Annotated in this window: 14 protein-coding genes; 6 read left to right on the top strand and 8 right to left on the bottom strand. The window is 65.1% G+C overall.

Features of this window, described 5'->3' with window-relative positions; genetic code table 11:
• The first annotated feature begins 2 nt into the window (after positions 1 to 2).
• From bluB to IVB19_RS12845, 4 genes are all read left to right on the top strand, one after another.
• On the top strand, positions 3 to 635 hold the full coding sequence (gene bluB, locus IVB19_RS12860) for a 5,6-dimethylbenzimidazole synthase (RefSeq protein ID WP_247370815.1): 633 nt from the start codon (positions 3 to 5) through the stop codon (positions 633 to 635).
• A gap of 177 nt (positions 636 to 812) precedes the next feature.
• Complete coding sequence (locus tag IVB19_RS12855) at positions 813 to 1,844, top strand: ABC transporter substrate-binding protein (protein ID WP_247821443.1); 1,032 nt, start codon at positions 813 to 815, stop codon at positions 1,842 to 1,844.
• Positions 1,841 to 4,516 carry a hybrid sensor histidine kinase/response regulator gene (locus tag IVB19_RS12850; protein ID WP_247404402.1) on the top strand — a complete coding sequence of 892 codons (2,676 nt, stop codon included), beginning with the start codon at positions 1,841 to 1,843 and terminating at the stop codon, positions 4,514 to 4,516. The genes IVB19_RS12855 and IVB19_RS12850 overlap by 4 nt, the downstream gene beginning before the upstream one ends.
• Positions 4,517 to 4,592: 76 nt before the next feature.
• Positions 4,593 to 5,474 (top strand): alpha/beta fold hydrolase, encoded by an 882-nt coding sequence (locus IVB19_RS12845; protein WP_247821442.1) that lies wholly within the window; start codon positions 4,593 to 4,595, stop codon positions 5,472 to 5,474.
• Positions 5,475 to 5,526: 52 nt separating this feature from the next.
• Here IVB19_RS12845 and IVB19_RS12840 read toward each other — a convergent pair whose 3' ends face one another.
• Entirely contained in the window at positions 5,527 to 6,438 is a 912-nt protein-coding gene (locus IVB19_RS12840) for a LysR family transcriptional regulator (protein WP_247404407.1), read from the bottom strand.
• 130 nt (positions 6,439 to 6,568) lie between these two features.
• On the opposite strand from IVB19_RS12840, the gene IVB19_RS12835 reads away from it, so the two are divergent.
• Both IVB19_RS12835 and IVB19_RS12830 read left to right on the top strand, forming a co-directional pair.
• Positions 6,569 to 7,507, top strand: a complete 939-nt coding sequence (locus IVB19_RS12835) for a ring-cleaving dioxygenase (protein ID WP_018458646.1) — start codon at positions 6,569 to 6,571, stop codon at positions 7,505 to 7,507.
• On the top strand, positions 7,504 to 8,130 hold the full coding sequence (locus tag IVB19_RS12830) for an alpha/beta hydrolase (protein ID WP_018458645.1): 627 nt from the start codon (positions 7,504 to 7,506) through the stop codon (positions 8,128 to 8,130). Before IVB19_RS12835 ends, IVB19_RS12830 begins: the two co-directional genes overlap by 4 nt.
• 42 nt (positions 8,131 to 8,172) lie before the next feature.
• Here IVB19_RS12830 and IVB19_RS12825 read toward each other — a convergent pair whose 3' ends face one another.
• From IVB19_RS12825 to IVB19_RS12795, 7 genes are all read right to left on the bottom strand, one after another.
• On the bottom strand, positions 8,173 to 9,147 hold the full coding sequence (locus IVB19_RS12825) for a magnesium transporter CorA family protein (protein WP_247821441.1): 975 nt from the start codon (positions 9,145 to 9,147) through the stop codon (positions 8,173 to 8,175).
• Between the two features lie 355 nt (positions 9,148 to 9,502).
• Positions 9,503 to 10,999, bottom strand: a complete 1,497-nt coding sequence (locus tag IVB19_RS12820) for an ABC transporter substrate-binding protein (protein ID WP_247394413.1) — start codon at positions 10,997 to 10,999, stop codon at positions 9,503 to 9,505.
• Positions 11,000 to 11,054: 55 nt separating this feature from the next.
• On the bottom strand, positions 11,055 to 12,059 hold the full coding sequence (locus IVB19_RS12815; RefSeq protein WP_018458642.1) for an ABC transporter ATP-binding protein: 1,005 nt from the start codon (positions 12,057 to 12,059) through the stop codon (positions 11,055 to 11,057).
• Complete coding sequence (locus tag IVB19_RS12810) at positions 12,056 to 13,069, bottom strand: ABC transporter ATP-binding protein (RefSeq protein WP_247393840.1); 1,014 nt, start codon at positions 13,067 to 13,069, stop codon at positions 12,056 to 12,058. Before IVB19_RS12810 ends, IVB19_RS12815 begins: the two co-directional genes overlap by 4 nt.
• 2 nt (positions 13,070 to 13,071) lie before the next feature.
• Complete coding sequence (locus IVB19_RS12805) at positions 13,072 to 13,965, bottom strand: ABC transporter permease (protein WP_018458640.1); 894 nt, start codon at positions 13,963 to 13,965, stop codon at positions 13,072 to 13,074.
• On the bottom strand, positions 13,962 to 14,912 hold the full coding sequence (locus IVB19_RS12800; protein WP_026233628.1) for an ABC transporter permease: 951 nt from the start codon (positions 14,910 to 14,912) through the stop codon (positions 13,962 to 13,964). Before IVB19_RS12800 ends, IVB19_RS12805 begins: the two co-directional genes overlap by 4 nt.
• 99 nt (positions 14,913 to 15,011) lie before the next feature.
• Positions 15,012 to 16,433: an amidase gene (locus IVB19_RS12795; protein ID WP_026233627.1), complete on the bottom strand. Its 1,422-nt coding sequence runs from the start codon at positions 16,431 to 16,433 to the stop codon at positions 15,012 to 15,014.
• Positions 16,434 to 16,515: the final 82 nt, after the last annotated feature.

Genomic DNA, 16,515 nt, shown 5'->3' with positions numbered 1-16,515 from the left:
CAATGGTCGAATTCGACGACACCTTCCGCCAGCACTTGCGCGAGCTGTTCGTGTGGCGCCGCGACGTGCGCCGCTTTCGCGCCGATCCGTTGCCGGACGGCGCCATCGATCGCCTGATCGAGACGGCCTGTCTCTCACCCTCGGTCGGCCTCAGCCAGCCCTGGCGCTTCGTCATCGTCGATGACGCCGCACGGCGTCGCGCCGTGATCGACGACTTCAAAGCGTGCAACGCGGACGCGCTGAATTCCTATGCCGGTGAGCGCGCAGCACGCTATGCCACGCTGAAACTCTCGGGTCTCGAACAGGCCCCGGGCCACCTCGCCGTATTCGCGGACAAGGCCAGCGACACCGGTCACGGCCTCGGCCGCGCGACGATGCCGGAGACGACGGAATATTCCGTGGTCGCGGCGATCACCGCGATGTGGCTCGCCGCGCGCGCCGAGGGCATCGGGCTTGGCTGGGTATCGATCCTCCATCCGGATCGCATCCACGCCATTCTCGACGTGCCCGACACCTGGAAATTCATCGCCTATCTCTGTATCGGCTATCCGGAAGTCGAATGCGACCGGCCCGAGCTGGAACAGGCGAAGTGGGAGCAGCGCCGCGGCGCGGATGAGTTCACGTTGCGGCGCTAAGCAGGCCGCGCCGGAGATCCATCTTCCGTCTTGCGAGCGGCTGCCGGCGTAGGAATACGGTATCGGGCTGTCAGACGCTGCGAATGAGCAGTCACAAACGCATTTTTTCGTCAATTGTGGATGCCGGCCGTTCGCGCTAAGCATGCGCCTGGGGCTAGCCACCATGCAAAGAATGTCATGACCGAACGGCCTTCCGCTCTCGCGGTCGATCGCCGCGGGTTCATTCGCCTTGCCAGCACGACCGCCGCGGGGTGGCTGGCGCTCGGCGCAACATCTGATCGCGTACGGGTCGTGGGATCGCTGACGGCATTGCCGCTCGACGACGAACTGACCAAAAGGAGCATGATCGATAGCCCGACCTCCCGCCTGGGTGGCCTCATCGTGGGCTTGAGGCAGCGAGGCTGGGTCGAAGGCGTCAATTTCCGCCTTGAGCTCCGTTCGACCTTCGGCGCGCCGGATAGAGTGAAAACCGCGGTTCAGGAATTGCTGGCGCTCAAGCCGGATGTGATCCTGACCGGCTCGACGATAGAAACCGCAGCAGTCCTGGAAGCCACCAAAACCATTCCGATCGTGTTCGCGACGGCCAACGATCCCGTCGGCAACGGCTTCGTCGAAAGCCTCGCCCATCCCGGCGGCAACGTGACCGGCTTCACCAACAGCAGCGCCGAGATGGGCGGCAAATGGCTTCAGCTCATCCGGGAGGCCGTGCCGGATCTTGCGCGCGTCGGTATCCTGTACAACCCGGCGACCACTCCTCGCGGCGGCCGTTTCTTCCTCGATTCCATCGAGCAAGAGGCAGCACTGGCCGGCGTGTCCGTGATCCCCGCCCCCGTCAGCGCGCCAACGGAGATCGACGAAGCCGTCAGGCCCTTTTCCGCTCCCCCCAAGGCGGCAATGATTGCGCTGGTCGACAGCTTCCTGGTGGTCCACCGGCAGGCGGCGGTGGCGGCGGCGGCCAAATATCGCGTCCCTGCGATTTACCCGTTCTATTATTTCATGGATGCGGGCGGGCTGATGAGCTACGGGCCGACGCTCGAAGTGCGCTCGGCCGACTATGTCGATCTCATCCTGCGCGGCACCAAGGCCGGAGATCTGCCGGTGCAATCGCCGCGAAAATACGAGCTCCTGATCAACCGCACGGTCGCTCGCACGCTGGATTTGACGATACCATTCACACTGCTCGCGCGCGCCGACGAGATTCGCGAGTGAACGAGACGATCGATCAGGGAGATTTGCGGCCACCTCCCGGCCGGCTGTTCCGCAAATACCTCTACTCGATCGTCGCGCTCGCTTTTGCCGCGCTCGCCATCAACACCGGCTTCGACGTCTGGTTCTCCTATCGCGAGCAGAAGCAACTCCTGGCGGCGACCCAGCGCGAGCAGGCAGCAAGCGCCGCCGTCCAGATCGGCCAGTTCATTGGCCAGATCGAAAACCAGATCAGATGGCTCTCGCGCCTGCCCCCGGAGCTGTCCACGAACGAGGACCAGCGCCTGAACGCCATCCGCCTCCTGCGCCTCTCGCCTGCGATTGCGGACATCGCCGAGCTCGACGCCCAAGGCCGCGAGCAGGTGCGCGTGTCGCGCCGTGTCGCGGACAGGATCGGCAGCAAGACCGACCTCTCCGCCTCGCAGGCCTTCCGCGGCGCCAACGAAAGCCGCGCATATTACGGGCCGGTCTACTTCCTCGGCGACACCGAGCCGTTCATGACACTCGCCACGCGCGGAACGGGCCTGGCGCCGGATGTGATTGTCGCCGAGGTCAATCTTCGCTTCATCTGGGACCTCGTCGCCGGAATCAGGGTCGGCAACACCGGCAAGGCCTATGTGGTCGATCGCATGGGTATCCTGATCGCGCATCCCGATTTGTGGCGGGCGCTGCGCCGCAGCGATCTCTCCGGCCATCCCGACGTCCGAGCCGCGCTCGATGGCATCGGGCCGCCCTCCGGCGGCCTGGTCAAGGAGGATCTGTCCGGTCAACGCGTGCTGTCGACCTATGCGACGGTCCCCTCGTTGGGCTGGCTGGTGTTCGTCGAGCTGCCGCTCACCGAGGCCTATGCGCCGATCTATGCGTCGATCGGGCGCTCGACTTTTCTCCTGGTCATCCTGCTGGCATGTGCGGTGCTGGTCTCTCTCTTTCTGAGCCGGCGCATGACCGTGCCGATCCAGATCCTGACGCAGGGCGCGCGGCGGATCGGCAGCGGCGACCTCAGCCTGCGGCTCGCGATCAAGACCGGCGACGAGCTGGAGGCGCTCGGCGATCAATTCAACCGGATGGCCGCTCACTTGCGCGAATCCTATGCGACGCTCGAGCGCAAGGTGATCGAGCGCACCTCCGAACTGGAAAAGACCCGCGACCAGGCCCTTGCCGAGCACGATGCCGCCGAGCGTGCGCGCAGCGCGGCGGTTGCGGCCAACGAGACCAAATCGCGCTTTCTCGCGGTCGTCAGCCACGAGCTGCGCACGCCGCTGAACGGCGTCATGGGCGTGCTGCAACTGCTCGACGACGGCAGTCTCGGCGAAGCGCAGCGGCGCCACCTCACGACCGCGGCCGCGTCGGGCGAAACGCTGATCGCGCTGGTCGACGGCATCCTCGAATATGCGCGCCTGGAGGCCAGCGCCGAGACTCTGGAGACCCGCGATTTCCGCCTCGACCAGCTCATCGAGACGGCCGCCGATCTGATGCGTCCGCAGGCCTCTGACAAGGGCCTGACTTTCGATCTCGCCTGCGATGCGACGGTCAATACCTCCATGCACGGCGATCCGGTGCGGCTCAATCGCATCCTGCTCAATCTGATCGGCAACGCGATCAAGTTCACCCCGCGCGGCGGCATCGGCTTGAGCGCGGCCGCCGAGAGACATGACGATCATGTCCTGCTGCGCATCACCGTGCGCGATACCGGCATCGGCATCGCGCCCGACATGCACGAGCGGATTTTCGAGGATTTCGTCCAGGCTGACGACAGTATCGCGCGGCGGTTCGGCGGCACCGGCCTTGGACTGGCGATCGCGCGGCGCCTCACCCGCCTGATGCGCGGCGAGCTGACGGTGGCGAGCACGCCGGGTACGGGCAGCTCCTTCATGCTTGAGGTACCGCTTGGCCTCGCCACCACCGACATCGCGCAAGGCGCGGTTCAGCCGCCATCGCGGCAGCTTCGCGTGCTGCTGGTCGACGACGACCCCGTCAATTGCGAGGTCGGTGAAGCGATGTTGAAGAGGCTCGGCCACCACGCCACCATCGCCACGAACGGCGCGTCGGCCGTCGCGCTCCCCCGCGATCAGGCGTTCGACATCATCCTGATGGATCTGCACATGCCCGACATGGACGGCGTCGAGGCGGCATCGCGGATCCGCAAGCTCGGTCTGCCGACCATGCCGCGCATCATCGCGGTAACCGCGGACATGTCGGGCCGCGCCCGCGAGCGGCTCGCGGGGGCAGGCATTGCCAGGATCGTCAGCAAGCCGATCCTGATCAATGCGCTGCGCGAGGCGATCGAGGACGATGCCCAGAACCAGCCGGCCGCGCCGCAACTCGCCGCAGGCGCATTGATCGACCGGCATTTCCTTGATGACCAGAAGGAGCTGCTGGGCGCGGCGCAGATCGCAAAACTCCACGACCTGCTGGAACTGACGAGCGAAAAGCTGGTCGAGGAGATTGCCAAGGCTGCGGCGACTGACGATCCCGCGCAGCTCGCGCGCTGCGCGCACCAGCTCGGCAGCGGCGCGAGTGCGCTCGGCCTCGTCCGCCTTTTCGAATTCTGCCGTGAGGTCGAGCTGGCGGCAGTCACGATGTCCCGGCCCGAATGCGAGAGAGCCGCCCGCGAACTCGCCGCGCTTCGAGAGGCCTCGATGAGCGCGCTGGACGATCTGCTCCGGCCGGCCTAACAGCGTTCAGTCACTGGACTGAAATACAAGATGATCTGAGGCGCCGGTGCGCGCAAGATGTCTCGCCATTCTTCTCATGCTGCTCGCCCCTGCCGCGCGCGCCGAGGTCGAACAGTTTCCGTCCGGCTTCAAGACCAAAACCATCGCGGCCAACGGCACGCAGATTCATGTTCGCGTCGGCGGTCAGGGGCCTGTCGTGATCCTGATCCACGGTTTTGGTGATACCGGCGACATGTGGGTCAAGCTCGCCGCTGATATCGCGCGCGACCACACCGTTGTCGTGCCCGATCTTCGCGGTATGGGCCTCTCGAGCAAGCCCGACAATGGCTACGACAAATGGACCCAGGCTGCCGACATGCGGGCCGTTCTCGCAGCGCTCGGCATCGAAAAGGCCGTCGTCGTCGGCCACGACATCGGAACCATGGTGGCCTATGCCTACGCGGCCCGTTATCGCGACCTGGCCGAGAAGCTGATCGTGATGGATGCCCCGGTGCCTGGGGTGCCGCCATGGGACGAGGTGGTTCGCAGCCCGCAGCTTTGGCATTTTGATCTCGGAGGCCCGGACATGGAGCGGCTGGTCAAGGGCCGCGAGCGCATCTACCTCGACCGCTTCTGGAATGACTTCGCGGGGACGCCTTCCAGGATCGCGGACGCAACACGCCGTCATTACGCAGCGCTCTATGCGCGGCCGGGCGCCATGCGTGCTGCGTTCGCCCAGTTCAAGTCGATCCGAACCGACGCCGAGGACAACAAGAAGGCGATCGCGACCAAGTTGACCATTCCCGTGCTGGCTGTCGGGGGCGAAAAATCCTTCGGTGCGACAGAGGCCGTCGTGATGCGAAACGCCGCGACTGACGTCACCGAATTGGTCATTCCGGACGCCGGTCATTGGCTGATGGAAGAGCAACCGGCGGCGACCGTGAAGGCGATACGCCAATTCCTCGATACCAAAAAATAGAGCAGCGAGCCGCGCGGAGCCGACATATCTCGGCTCAGCCCTTCCGCGCGGGTCATTGTGATCGGGTTGACGCCTCGCCCTCCCGGCCAAAGCGCTCGACCAGGAAATCAATGAACAGCCGCACTTTCACCGACAGATGTCGGGTCGGCGGATACACCGCATAGAGCGCAAGCGGCGGCGCAGAATAATCGTCCAGCACCGTTCGCAGTTCGCCTGTCCTCAAGGCGTCGGCGGCGATGAACTCCGGGAGCAGCGCGAGCCCCCTGCCCTTGATCGCGACATCGCGCAGCACCTCGGCATTGTTGACGCAGAGCGACCAGGCCGGCTGGATCCAATGATCGCCGTCGGTGCCGGTGAGCTTCCACTGATTGCCAGTGAGCAGGAAGCCGTAGGTCAGCGAGACATGTTCGCGCAGATCCTGCGGATGTTTTGGGGTGCCGTGACGCGCCAGATAATCGGGCGAAGCGCAGATCATGCGCGCCACCGGGATGATCTTTCGCGCGATCAAACTCGACGATTCCAATTCCGCGATGCGCAAGGTCACGTCAAAACCGTCCTGCGCGGGATCGAGCAGGTCGTCGCTGAGCACGAGCTGGAGCTGCAGCTCCGGATATCGCGCCATGAAATCGGCAAGCACCGGCCCGAGCCGCAGGGTGCCGAACGACATCGGCGCGTTGACGCGCAACAGGCCGCGCGGCGCCGATTGCGCTTGCACCACGGCCTGGTCGGCCGCCTCGATCTCCGACAGGATCACGACCGCGCGCTCGAAATAGCGCTGGCCGTTCTCGGTCGGGCTCGCATGGCGCGTGGTCCGGTTCAGGAGCTGCACGCCGAGGCTTTCTTCGAGGTCAGCGATGTATTTGCTGATCGCCGAGCGTGACAGCCGCAACTGCCGGCCCGCCTCGGCAAAACTGCCGCTTTCGACCACCTTTACGAAGGCTCGCAGGCTGGCGACCTTATCCACGGGCTGGCGCCGGCGATTGTTTCCAAATCGTAGACATAGCCGTCATATTTGCATGGATTGTCTCCAATCCAAAGCGGAACGATATTTCCCTGCAGAGCAAGACCGCTCCCCGAGCTTTGGAGGACCGACAATGTCTGGACTGCACCATGTGACCGCGATCGCGGGCGACCCCATCAGGAATTTCGGCTTTTACACCCGTGATCTCGGTCTGCGCTTCGTCAAGAAGACGGTCAATTTCGACGATCCCGGCACCTATCACTTCTATTATGGCGACGAGACCGGCCGCCCCGGCACCATCCTGACGTTCTTTCCTTGGGCCGGCGTGCCGGCCGGGCGCCGCGGCGTCGGTGAGACGCACCAGACCGCCTTCCGCGTGCCGCAAAGCTCGCTCGGCTATTGGACGCAACGCTTCGTCGAGAAGGGCATCGCTTATGAGGCGCTGGAGAAGCGTTTTGGCGAGTCCGTGCTGCCGTTCACAGACCCTGATGGCATGGCGCTCGCGCTCGTCGGTATCCCCGGCGCCGAGAGCGAGCCCGGCTGGAGCAATGGCGAGGTGCCGGCCGAGCATGCGATCCGCGGCTTCCATGGCGTGACCTTGCTGCTCGACAGCGCGGCAAAAACGGCTGCCGTCCTCACCGACGTGTTCGGCTTCAAGGAGACGGCGCGCGAAGGCTCGGTGATCCGCTTCAAGGCACCGGGCGATGCCGAAGGCAGCGTCGTCGACATCTACGAAGCCAAGGGCTTCCTGCGCGGACACCAAGGTGGCGGCTCCGTGCATCACATCGCCTTCCGCGCGGCCGATGACGCCGAGCAGGGCAAGATGGCGCAAAGGCTCGTGAGCAATCACGGCCTGCACCCGACCGAACAGCGCGACCGCAACTACTTCCGCTCGATCTACTTCCGCGAGCCCGGCGGCGTGCTGTTCGAGATCGCGACCGACATCCCAGGCTTCGCCGTCGACGAGCCCGTGGCAACGCTGGGACACGACCTGAAGCTGCCGAGCTTCCTCGAAGCACAGCGCAAGCAGATCGAGGGCGTGTTGCCGAACCTGGAAGAGAGGGTGTCGTGACCGAGAGTTCATTCATCCATCGTTTCGAGCCCGCGCGTGACGCGGGCTCTCCTCCTCTCCTGCTGCTGCACGGCACCGGCGGCGACGAGAACGACCTGCTCGGGCTCGGCAAGATGATCTCGCCCGGCTCGGCCCTGCTATCGCCGCGCGGCCGCGTGCTCGAACACGGCATGCCGCGCTTCTTCCGCCGCCTCACTGAGGGCGTGTTCGACGAGGACGACGTGCGCCGCCGCGCCCTTGAGCTCGGCGACTTCGTTGCGGAAGCGCGACAGCGATATGGCCTCGCCGCGCCGGTCGCGGTCGGCTTCTCCAACGGCGCCAACATCGCAGCCGCGCTGTTGTTGCTGAAGCCGGACGCGCTTGCTGGTGCGATCCTGCTCCGCGCCATGGTGCCGCTGTCGGATCCGCCCAAGGTCAACCTCGCAGGCAAGCCGATCCTGCTGTTGTCCGGGCAGGCTGATCCGATCGTGCCGGCGAGCAATTCGGCCCGGCTCGCATCACTGCTTTCCGAAGCGGGCGCGCAGGTCGGTCACAAGGTCCTGCCGGCGGGCCATCAATTATCGCAGGCCGATTTGACGCTTGCCCGCGACTGGATCGGCAAATTCGCCGCCGAAGTCGCCTGACACAAGAAGCGGCGCATCGATTTCGAACGGTGCGCCGCGGCTTCATTCGAACCAGCCGCGCCGCTTGAACCAGATCAGCGGCAGCACGCCGCTGGCAATGATGGCGAGCCACGCCAGCGGATAGCCGAAGGTCCAGTCCAGCTCCGGCATGTGCTTGAAGTTCATGCCCCAGATGCCGACCAGAATCGTGGGCGGCACGCCGACGACCGAGACGATCGTCAAGATCTTGAACAGCTCGTTCTGCTGGATGTTGATGAAGCCGAGCACGGCATCGAGCAGAAGCTGGATCTTGTCCGACAATCGCGTCTCGTAATCGCCGAGCGAAGCGACATCCTTGGAGACGGCTTCGAGCCGCTTCTTCGACGCGGCGGTGATCCATTCACCCCCGACATCGCCGGCGAATGAAGCGATGTGGCCAACGCCAAGCAGGACATCGCGCGCCTTGGCCAGCCGATCCGCCAACTCGCCGATGTTTTCCAGCGCCTCGCGCATCCGCCGGCTGGAGCGGACCGGCCGCTTGCTGCGAACGAGCCCGCCCTTGAAGACGTCCCGCGAGAGCCTGTCGACCTTCGCGCCGAGATGCTCAAGGACATCGGCGCCGCGGTCGACCATGGCCTCGATCAGGCTGGTGAACACGCACATGCCGTTCTCCAGGCTGTCATCGGAACCGATGCGCTTGCCGATGTCCTCGAAGATCGGCAGCTGCGCGAAACGCACCGTCACCAGCACGTGCGGTCCGATGACGAATCCCACCGGCGTGATCTCGGCCTCGTTGTTCTCGTTGAGCCGGACCGCCGGCGAGCTGAGATAGAGCGTGCCGTTGTCGAGGATCAGGCGGCTCGACGCTTCGATCTCGCTGAGCGAATCCTCGGACGGAACGCGTATCCCGAGCAATCGTTCGACGAACTGCTTTTCCTCCGCGGTTGCGTCCAATAGATCAGCCCAGATGATCTCGGAGGGCATCTCCGCGCCGATCTTCTGCCAGTCGTCGGATGGCCACCTGTATAGTTTGAGCAAGAACCGAACTCCGCATACCCTCGCGCCGGATCGCACGGCCTGCGGCCATCCTGCGCCGAGCTAACGCATGAGGGTTCCGAACGTTCAAAGTCGGGGGAGCAATCGAGCGACCCAATCAAACCAAGCGGGCGCGGCCTTCTTCGATGATGCCATCATGCCAGTGTTTTGCCCGACGCGTCAACGGCATCGCGCGACGCGCAACTCATCAATCGCGTCGCGCGCAAGTCATTGAAATCACTACCCTCGGCTACTGTGCATGGGGTTGTTCTTCAGGTTTTTTGTTTGGACCGGTCTCGTGACGATCTCTTCCGTTGGGAGAGATCGTCACCGACATCGCGCAATCGACATGCGCGCCCTACTCCCACGCCCATGTCGAGAAATCGTTCTCGTATTGGGGTACGTCCTTCCAGACGCCCTTCAGCTTCTTGTTGGTGATGGTGATCAGCTGCGGCTGGTACAAATAGCCCGAGACTGCATCGGTGGCCAGCATGCGCTGGGCGTCGCCGAGAAGCTTGGCACGGGCGGCTTCATCCGGCGTCGACACGATCTGCTTGTAGAGCGCGTTGAAGGCGTCGTTGTTGTAGCCGAGATAGTAGTCCGGCTCGGTGATCTTGACGAGATCGAACGGCTCGACATGGCTGACGATGGTGAGGTCGAAATTATGCGGACCATTGCCGGCGAACACCTGCGACAGCCATTGCGCCCATTCGACGTTCTCGATCTTGGCGATGATGCCGACCTTGGCAAGCTGGGCCGCGAGGACCTCGCCGCCCTGGCGCGCATAGGACGGCGGCGGCAGCTTCAACGACAGCTCGAGCGGGGTGGTAACGCCGGCTTCGGCTAGCAGCTTCTTGGCCTTCTCGGGATCGTAGGGGTTGATGCCTGTCGTGTCGACATAGCCGAGCGCGCCCGGCACGTAGAAGCTTCCGATCGGCGTGCCGAAACCGTCGACCGCACCGTCGATCATCGCCTTGCGATCGATCGCGGCGAGGATGGCACGGCGCACGCGAACATCGTCGAGCGGCTTTTTGCGATGGTTGATACCGACGATGGTCTTGGCCCTGGAGCCGCCGACCATAACGTTGAAGCGCGGATCCGCCTTGAACTGCGCGATGGTGCGCTGGGCCGACACCCGGGGAAACGCGTCGACGTCGCCCGACAGCAGCGCCGCCGTCTGTGCGGACGGATCGGAGATGAAGCGGATCGTCACCTTCGCGAGCTTGATCGCGGCGGCGTTGCGATAGTCAGCCCATTTGGTCAGGGTCATCGAGGAGCCCTTGGCCCAGGCGCCCAGCTGATAGGGCCCGGTCCCGACCGGCTGCGTGATATTGGTGGCAGCGCTCTTCGGCTCGACGATCGAGCCGCTCGCCTGCCCCAGCAGGAACGGCAGGTTCGGCTCGGAATTTTTCAGGCTGATCACGACCGTGTCGGCGTCGGGCGCATCGACCTTCTCGAAGCTCTGGAACAGGCTCTTGTCCTTGTTGGTGCTGGTGGGGACCGCGTTGCGCTCGAACGAGAACTTCACGGCTGCGGAGTCAAACGGCTCGCCGTTGTGGAACTTGACGCCCTTGCGCAGCTTGAACGTATAGGTCTTCAGATCGGGCGATGCAGTCCAGCTCTCCGCCAGCAGGGGCGAGGTGGTGCCGTCCTCGTTGATCTTGGTCAGGGTCTCATAGATGTTGTAGAGCGTGACCTCGGCGATCGCGGCGGCGGCGGCGTTGGTGGGATCGAGCCCCGGCGGTTCCAGCGCCATCGCCATGACGACGCTGTCCTTCTTGCTCTGAGCCAGCACCGGCAACGGAGCAGCGGCAAGTGCGGCGGCGAATGCGACGATCGATAGTTTCCTGAACATGCGTAACTCCCCGGCCTTGTCTTGTCTCAAGCCTACGCCAATCCTGCCGCGGACGCTAACCTTCCACGGGCAATTGCGGCAACGCCATCACGGCTTCCGCCTTGTGGCAAGCGGCCAGATGCGTCTCGCCCACCTTGCGTAGCTCAGGCAGAACCTCGCGGCAATGCTGGTCGGCTAGCGCGCACCGCGAGACATAGGGGCAGCCGGTCGCGGCCGCCGATTGCGAGGCGATCGCCTGGGCTCCGCGCCGCCGCCGGCCTCCGCCGGCGCGCACCCGCGGCACGGCCTCCAGCAGCGCTCGCGTATAGGGATGGGCGCAACGCTCGAACAAATCCTCAGGCCTGCCCTGTTCGACGATCCGGCCCAGATACATCACCGCGACCTCGTCGCAGAGATAGTCGACGACGGCCAGGTCGTGGCTGATCAGGACGTAACTGAGGCCGAACTGCTCCTGGAGGTCCTGCATCAGGTTCAAGACTTGCGCCTGCACGGAAACGTCGAGCGCGGAGACCGGCTCGTCGGCGACGATCAGCTTCGGCTGGGTGATCAGCGCGCGCGCAATGGCGATGCGCTGGCGCTGGCCGCCGGAGAACTCGTGTGGATATTTCTCCATGTCGGCATCGCGCAGACCCACCTGCCGTAGCACTGCGGAGACGCGGGCACGTAGCGTCGTGCGATCAATCCCCTCCAGCACGGTGAGCGGTTCGGCGACGATGCGCGCGATGGTCTGGCGCGGGTCGAGCGATCCGTAGGGATCCTGGAACACCATCTGGAAATCGCGGCGGGCGCGGCGCAACTCGTCGGCGGAGATGCGGTTGAGGTCGCGGCCGAGCAGCGCGACCTGCCCCGATGTCGGCCGCTCCAGCGCCATCACCACCCGCGCGAATGTCGACTTCCCGGAGCCGGATTCGCCGACGATGCCGAGGCTCTTGCCGGCGTCGACCCGCACGCTGACACCGTTGAGCGCGCGCACCTGCCCGGGCGGGCGGAACACGCTTTCGCGCGGCAACGTGTAGCGCTGCTCGAGATCCTTCACGTCGAGAAGAGGCGCCGTGCTCATACGGTCAGCGCTCCGACGCGTTCGGCCATCGACACGTCCGTCCGGATGCAGCGCACGAAATGGCCCGGTCCGACGTCCACCATTGCTGGAAGCGCAGCCCGGCACTGCTCGATCACGAGCGGACACCGATCGGCGAAGGTGCAACCGGAAGGCAGATCGGCGAGCTCCGGCACCGTGCCCGATATCGTCGTCAGCCGCGTCCCCTTGCGTGCGCCGAGTTTCGGTCGGGCGCGGAACAGGCCCTGCGTGTAGGGATGGCCCATCCGGCGGAACACCTCGTCGGTCGGTCCGCTCTCGATGATCGTGCCGCCGTACATCACCATCATGCGCTGCACGTTCTCGGCGATGACGCCGAGATCGTGCGAGATCAGGATCATCGACATGCCGCGCTCCTCGATGAGATCGGCGATGAGGTCGAGGATCTGGCCCTGGATGGTGACGTCGAGCGCCGTGGTCGGCTCGTCCGCGATCAGAAGGTCGGGCTCGCAGGCGAGCGCCATCGCGATCGTGACGCGCTGACGCTGGCCGCCGGAAAACTGGTGCGGATAAGCGTCGACGCGCCTGGCCGGATCAGGCAACCCGACGCGGTCGAGCAAGGCGATCGCCTCTCGCCGCGCCTGCGATGCCGAAAATTTCCTGTGACGCCGCAGCGGCTCGGCGACCTGGTTGCCGATCGTGTGCATCGGATTGAGCGCGGTCATCGGCTCCTGGAAGATCATGCTGATGCGATTGCCGCGCAGCCGACAATATTCCGCGTCCGACAAACCAGCGAGTTCGCCGCCATCCAGCTTGATGCTGCCGGTGACGGACGCGCTATCCGGCAGCAGCCCCATCAGCGACAACGCGGTGACCGACTTGCCGCAGCCGGATTCGCCGACGAGCCCGAGCGTCTCGCCGCGCTTCAGCGCAAAGCTGACGCCGCGCACGGCCTGCGCCGGCCCGCGGCTGGTGTTGAGGCGCACGCCGAGATTGACAACCTCGATCAACGGCATGGACGAGCGCTCGCTCATCATCATCGCTCCCGCGCCAGTCGAGGGTCGAGCAGATCGCGCAGTCCGTCGCCGAGCAGATTGAGGCCGAGCACCGCGATTGCAATCGCAGCACCCGGGTAGACGGCGAGCATCGGCGACTGGAACAGCAGCGACTGCGCGTCGTTCAGCATCCGTCCCCAGGACGGCTGCGGCGGCTGCGTGCCGAGACCGAGATACGACAAGGCGGCTTCGGCAAGGATCGCGAGCGCAAACTGGATCGTCGCCTGTACGATCAGAATCGACATGATGTTGGGCAGCACGTGCTCGATGGTGATGCGAAAGCGCCCTTTCCCCGCGGCGCGCGCGGCCAGCACGAATTCGCGCGCCCAGATCGCGTTGGCCGAGCCGCGCGTCAGCCGGATCAGCGTCGGGATCTGGAAGATGCCGATGGCGACGATCGAGGTCACCATGCCGGGCCCCACGACCGCGGCGAGCATGATCGCCGAGAGCACGGCCGGAAAGGCGAAGGTGAAATCGGAGAAGCGCATGATGATCTCTTCGGTCCAGCCGCGCCTAGCCGACGCGATGAGGCCGAGACAGACGCCGAAGGTGAGGCCGATGCTGACCGCGATGATGCCGACCATGATGGTGGAGCGGGCGCCGGCGAGCAGCAGCGAAACGATGTCGCGGCCGAAGACGTCGGTGCCGAGCCAGTGCGCGGCCGAGGGCGGCCGGAGCTTTGACGCGATGTCGATCTCATAGGGCGACCAGGGCGTCCACACCAGCGACAGCAGCGCCGAGGCGAGAACCAGCAGGCTCAGCGCGCCGCCGAGCACGAAGCTGCGATGACGCAGCGCGCGGCGCCAGAAGGTCCGGGCCGGCAGAGGGCGCGCTACGGCCGGCGCGTCGACGAGGGTGGTCAACGGCGCGCTCACAGATCATGGACCTTGATGCGGGGATCGACGAAGGCATAGAGCACGTCGACCACGAAATTGACGATGACCACCATGGTCGCGAGCAGCATCACGCAGTTGCGCACCACGATGAGGTCGCGGTTGGCGATCGACTGAAAGATCAGGCGGCCGAGCCCCGGCAGATAGAACACGTTCTCGATCACGATGGTGCCGGCGAGCAGATTGGCGAATTGCAGGCCCATGACCGTCATCACAGGGATCATGGCGTTGCGCAGCACATGACTCCACAGTACCTCGCGCTTGCCGAGGCCCTTCGCGCGCGCCGTGCGGACGAAGTCTTCGCGCAGCACTTCCAGCACAGCCGAGCGCGTGACGCGTGCGAGGATCGCGGCCTGCACGACCGCAAGCGACACCGCCGGCAGCAGCAGCGACTTGATGCCGAGCCAGACGCCGTCCTCCCAACCGGGAAAGCCGCCCGCGGAGAGCCATTGCAGCCGTACCGAGAACAGTAGCACCAGCAGGATTGCGAACCAGAAATTCGGCAGCGCGATGCCGATCTGCGTCAGCGACATCACGCCGACGTCGCCGAGCTTGTTGTGGTTGGCGGCGGTGTAGATGCCGGCCGAGAGCGCCAGCGTCACCGTGATCAGCATGGACATCATCGCGAGCGGGATGGTCAACACCAGCCGCTCCACGATCAGGCTGGCGACCGGTGTGCCGTAGACATAGGAGTTGCCGAGATCGCCGACGAGCAGCCCTTTGATCCAATGCAGATAGCGAACCGCCAGCGGCTGGTCGAGCCCGAGCTTGACGGTGAGCGCGCGGACCGCATCTGGCGAGGCGTCGGCGCCCATCAGCATCTGCGCGGCGTTGCCCGGAAGCGCATCCAGCACCAGGAAAATGATCACGGACGCGCCGACCAGCGTCGCCAGCAGGGTCAGCACACGTCGGAGGACAAATACGCTCATGCGCGCTCGGATTCAGGGCTCATCCGCAGCACGATCAACATGTCCGGGCATCGGAGGCAAGTGCTTTGCAAACAAGTCCCTTGCGGCATGTGCCTCACCTCAGCCGGGCCAGCGGGACAGGAGGTCATGCGACGCCTCGAACAGCGCGCTCACGCGCAGCAAGTCCGCATCAGCGCGGAAGCGGCCGACGAGTTGCAAGCCGATCGGCAGGCCGTCGCGGCCGAAGCCGCAGGGCAGACTGAGCGCGGGGTGTCCGGTCATGTTGAACGGCATGGTCCAGGGGAACCAGTGCGGCCGGACGCTGTCAAACTGCTTGCCGTCGATCTCGATGGTGCCGAACAGGTCCTGATCGATCGGCAGGGCGGTGCGGGTGAGGGTCGGCATCGCCAGCAGATGCCCATGCGCAAGCAGGGACTGCACCCGGCGGAACAGCGCCGTGCGCGCGAACATCGCCTCCTGATAGGCAACGCCGCTGAAGTCGGTGGCGAGCGCAAGCTGCCTGAGGAAGGCCTCGCTCAGCGCGTCCCCATGCTCGGCCGCGAATTTTGCAAAGCGCGTCCGCCAGACCGTGTGATTGATGGCGCGCCAGATCGGCTCGATGTCGAACCCCTCGCCCGAAAACTCCTCGAGCTCGGCACCTAGGCCCGCAAGTCGATCGAGGCTCGCCTTGAAGCCGGCCTCGACGTCGACAGATACCGGGCGTCCGGGTGGCGACAGGCAATACAGGATTTTCTGCCCACGCAGATCGCCACGCGGGGCGGCCGTGCCGATGAAGTCGGGCACGGGAACGCCGATCGACCAGGGATCGCAAGAATCCTCGCCGGCCATCGCCTGCATCATCAGCGCGGTGTCGGGGACGGACCGCGTCATCGGCGTGACATAGGTCTGGTTGCCGAACACGTCCAGCGCCTGGCTATGCGGGATGACGCCATTGCTCTGCTTCAGCCCGACCACGCCGTTGCAAGCGGCGGGAATCCGCGTCGAGCCGCCGCCATCGGTTGCGATCGCAAGCGGCGCGATGCCGCTCGCCACCGCCACCGCCGCGCCGCCACTGGAGCCGCCCGACGAGCGCTCGGCGCTCCACGCATTGCGGGTGCGGCCGAACAGCGGCGAGTCGGTCAGGCATTTGCTGCCGAATTCGGGCGTCGTGGTCTTGCCGATCAGAATGGCGCCTTCCGCACGCAGCCTTGCAACCGCGACGGCATCCTCGTTCGGAACATTATCCTTGTAGGGAATGGCGCCGAAACTGGTCGTGACACCCCTGGTGTTGACGATGTCCTTGACGGTTGCGGGGATGCCGTGCAGCAGGCCGAGCGGCTCGCCCGCCATCAGCTTGCGCTCGGCTTCGCGCGCGGCGGCAAGCGCCTCGTCGCCGCAGATCGTGATGAAGCAGTTCAGCTCAGGCTGGAGCGCTTCGGCGCGGGCGAGCACCGCGCGGGTGAGCTCGACGGGCGAGATCTGCTTTGTCGCGATGAGACCGCGCAGCACGGTTGCGGATAGCAGGCAAGGATCGCCGTTCATCGTCACATCGCTCCGAAGCGGGCCGCCGTTGGCCGATAGCATTGACAGCCAGGATGACAGTTTTGTTAACTCGCCGTCCAAT

Source organism: Bradyrhizobium sp. 187 (assembly GCF_023101005.1).
Classification (GTDB): Bacteria; Pseudomonadota; Alphaproteobacteria; order Rhizobiales; family Xanthobacteraceae; genus Bradyrhizobium; species Bradyrhizobium canariense_D.
Note: the sequence above shows the minus strand (reverse complement) of the source record. Positions and strands in the feature narration are given on the sequence as shown.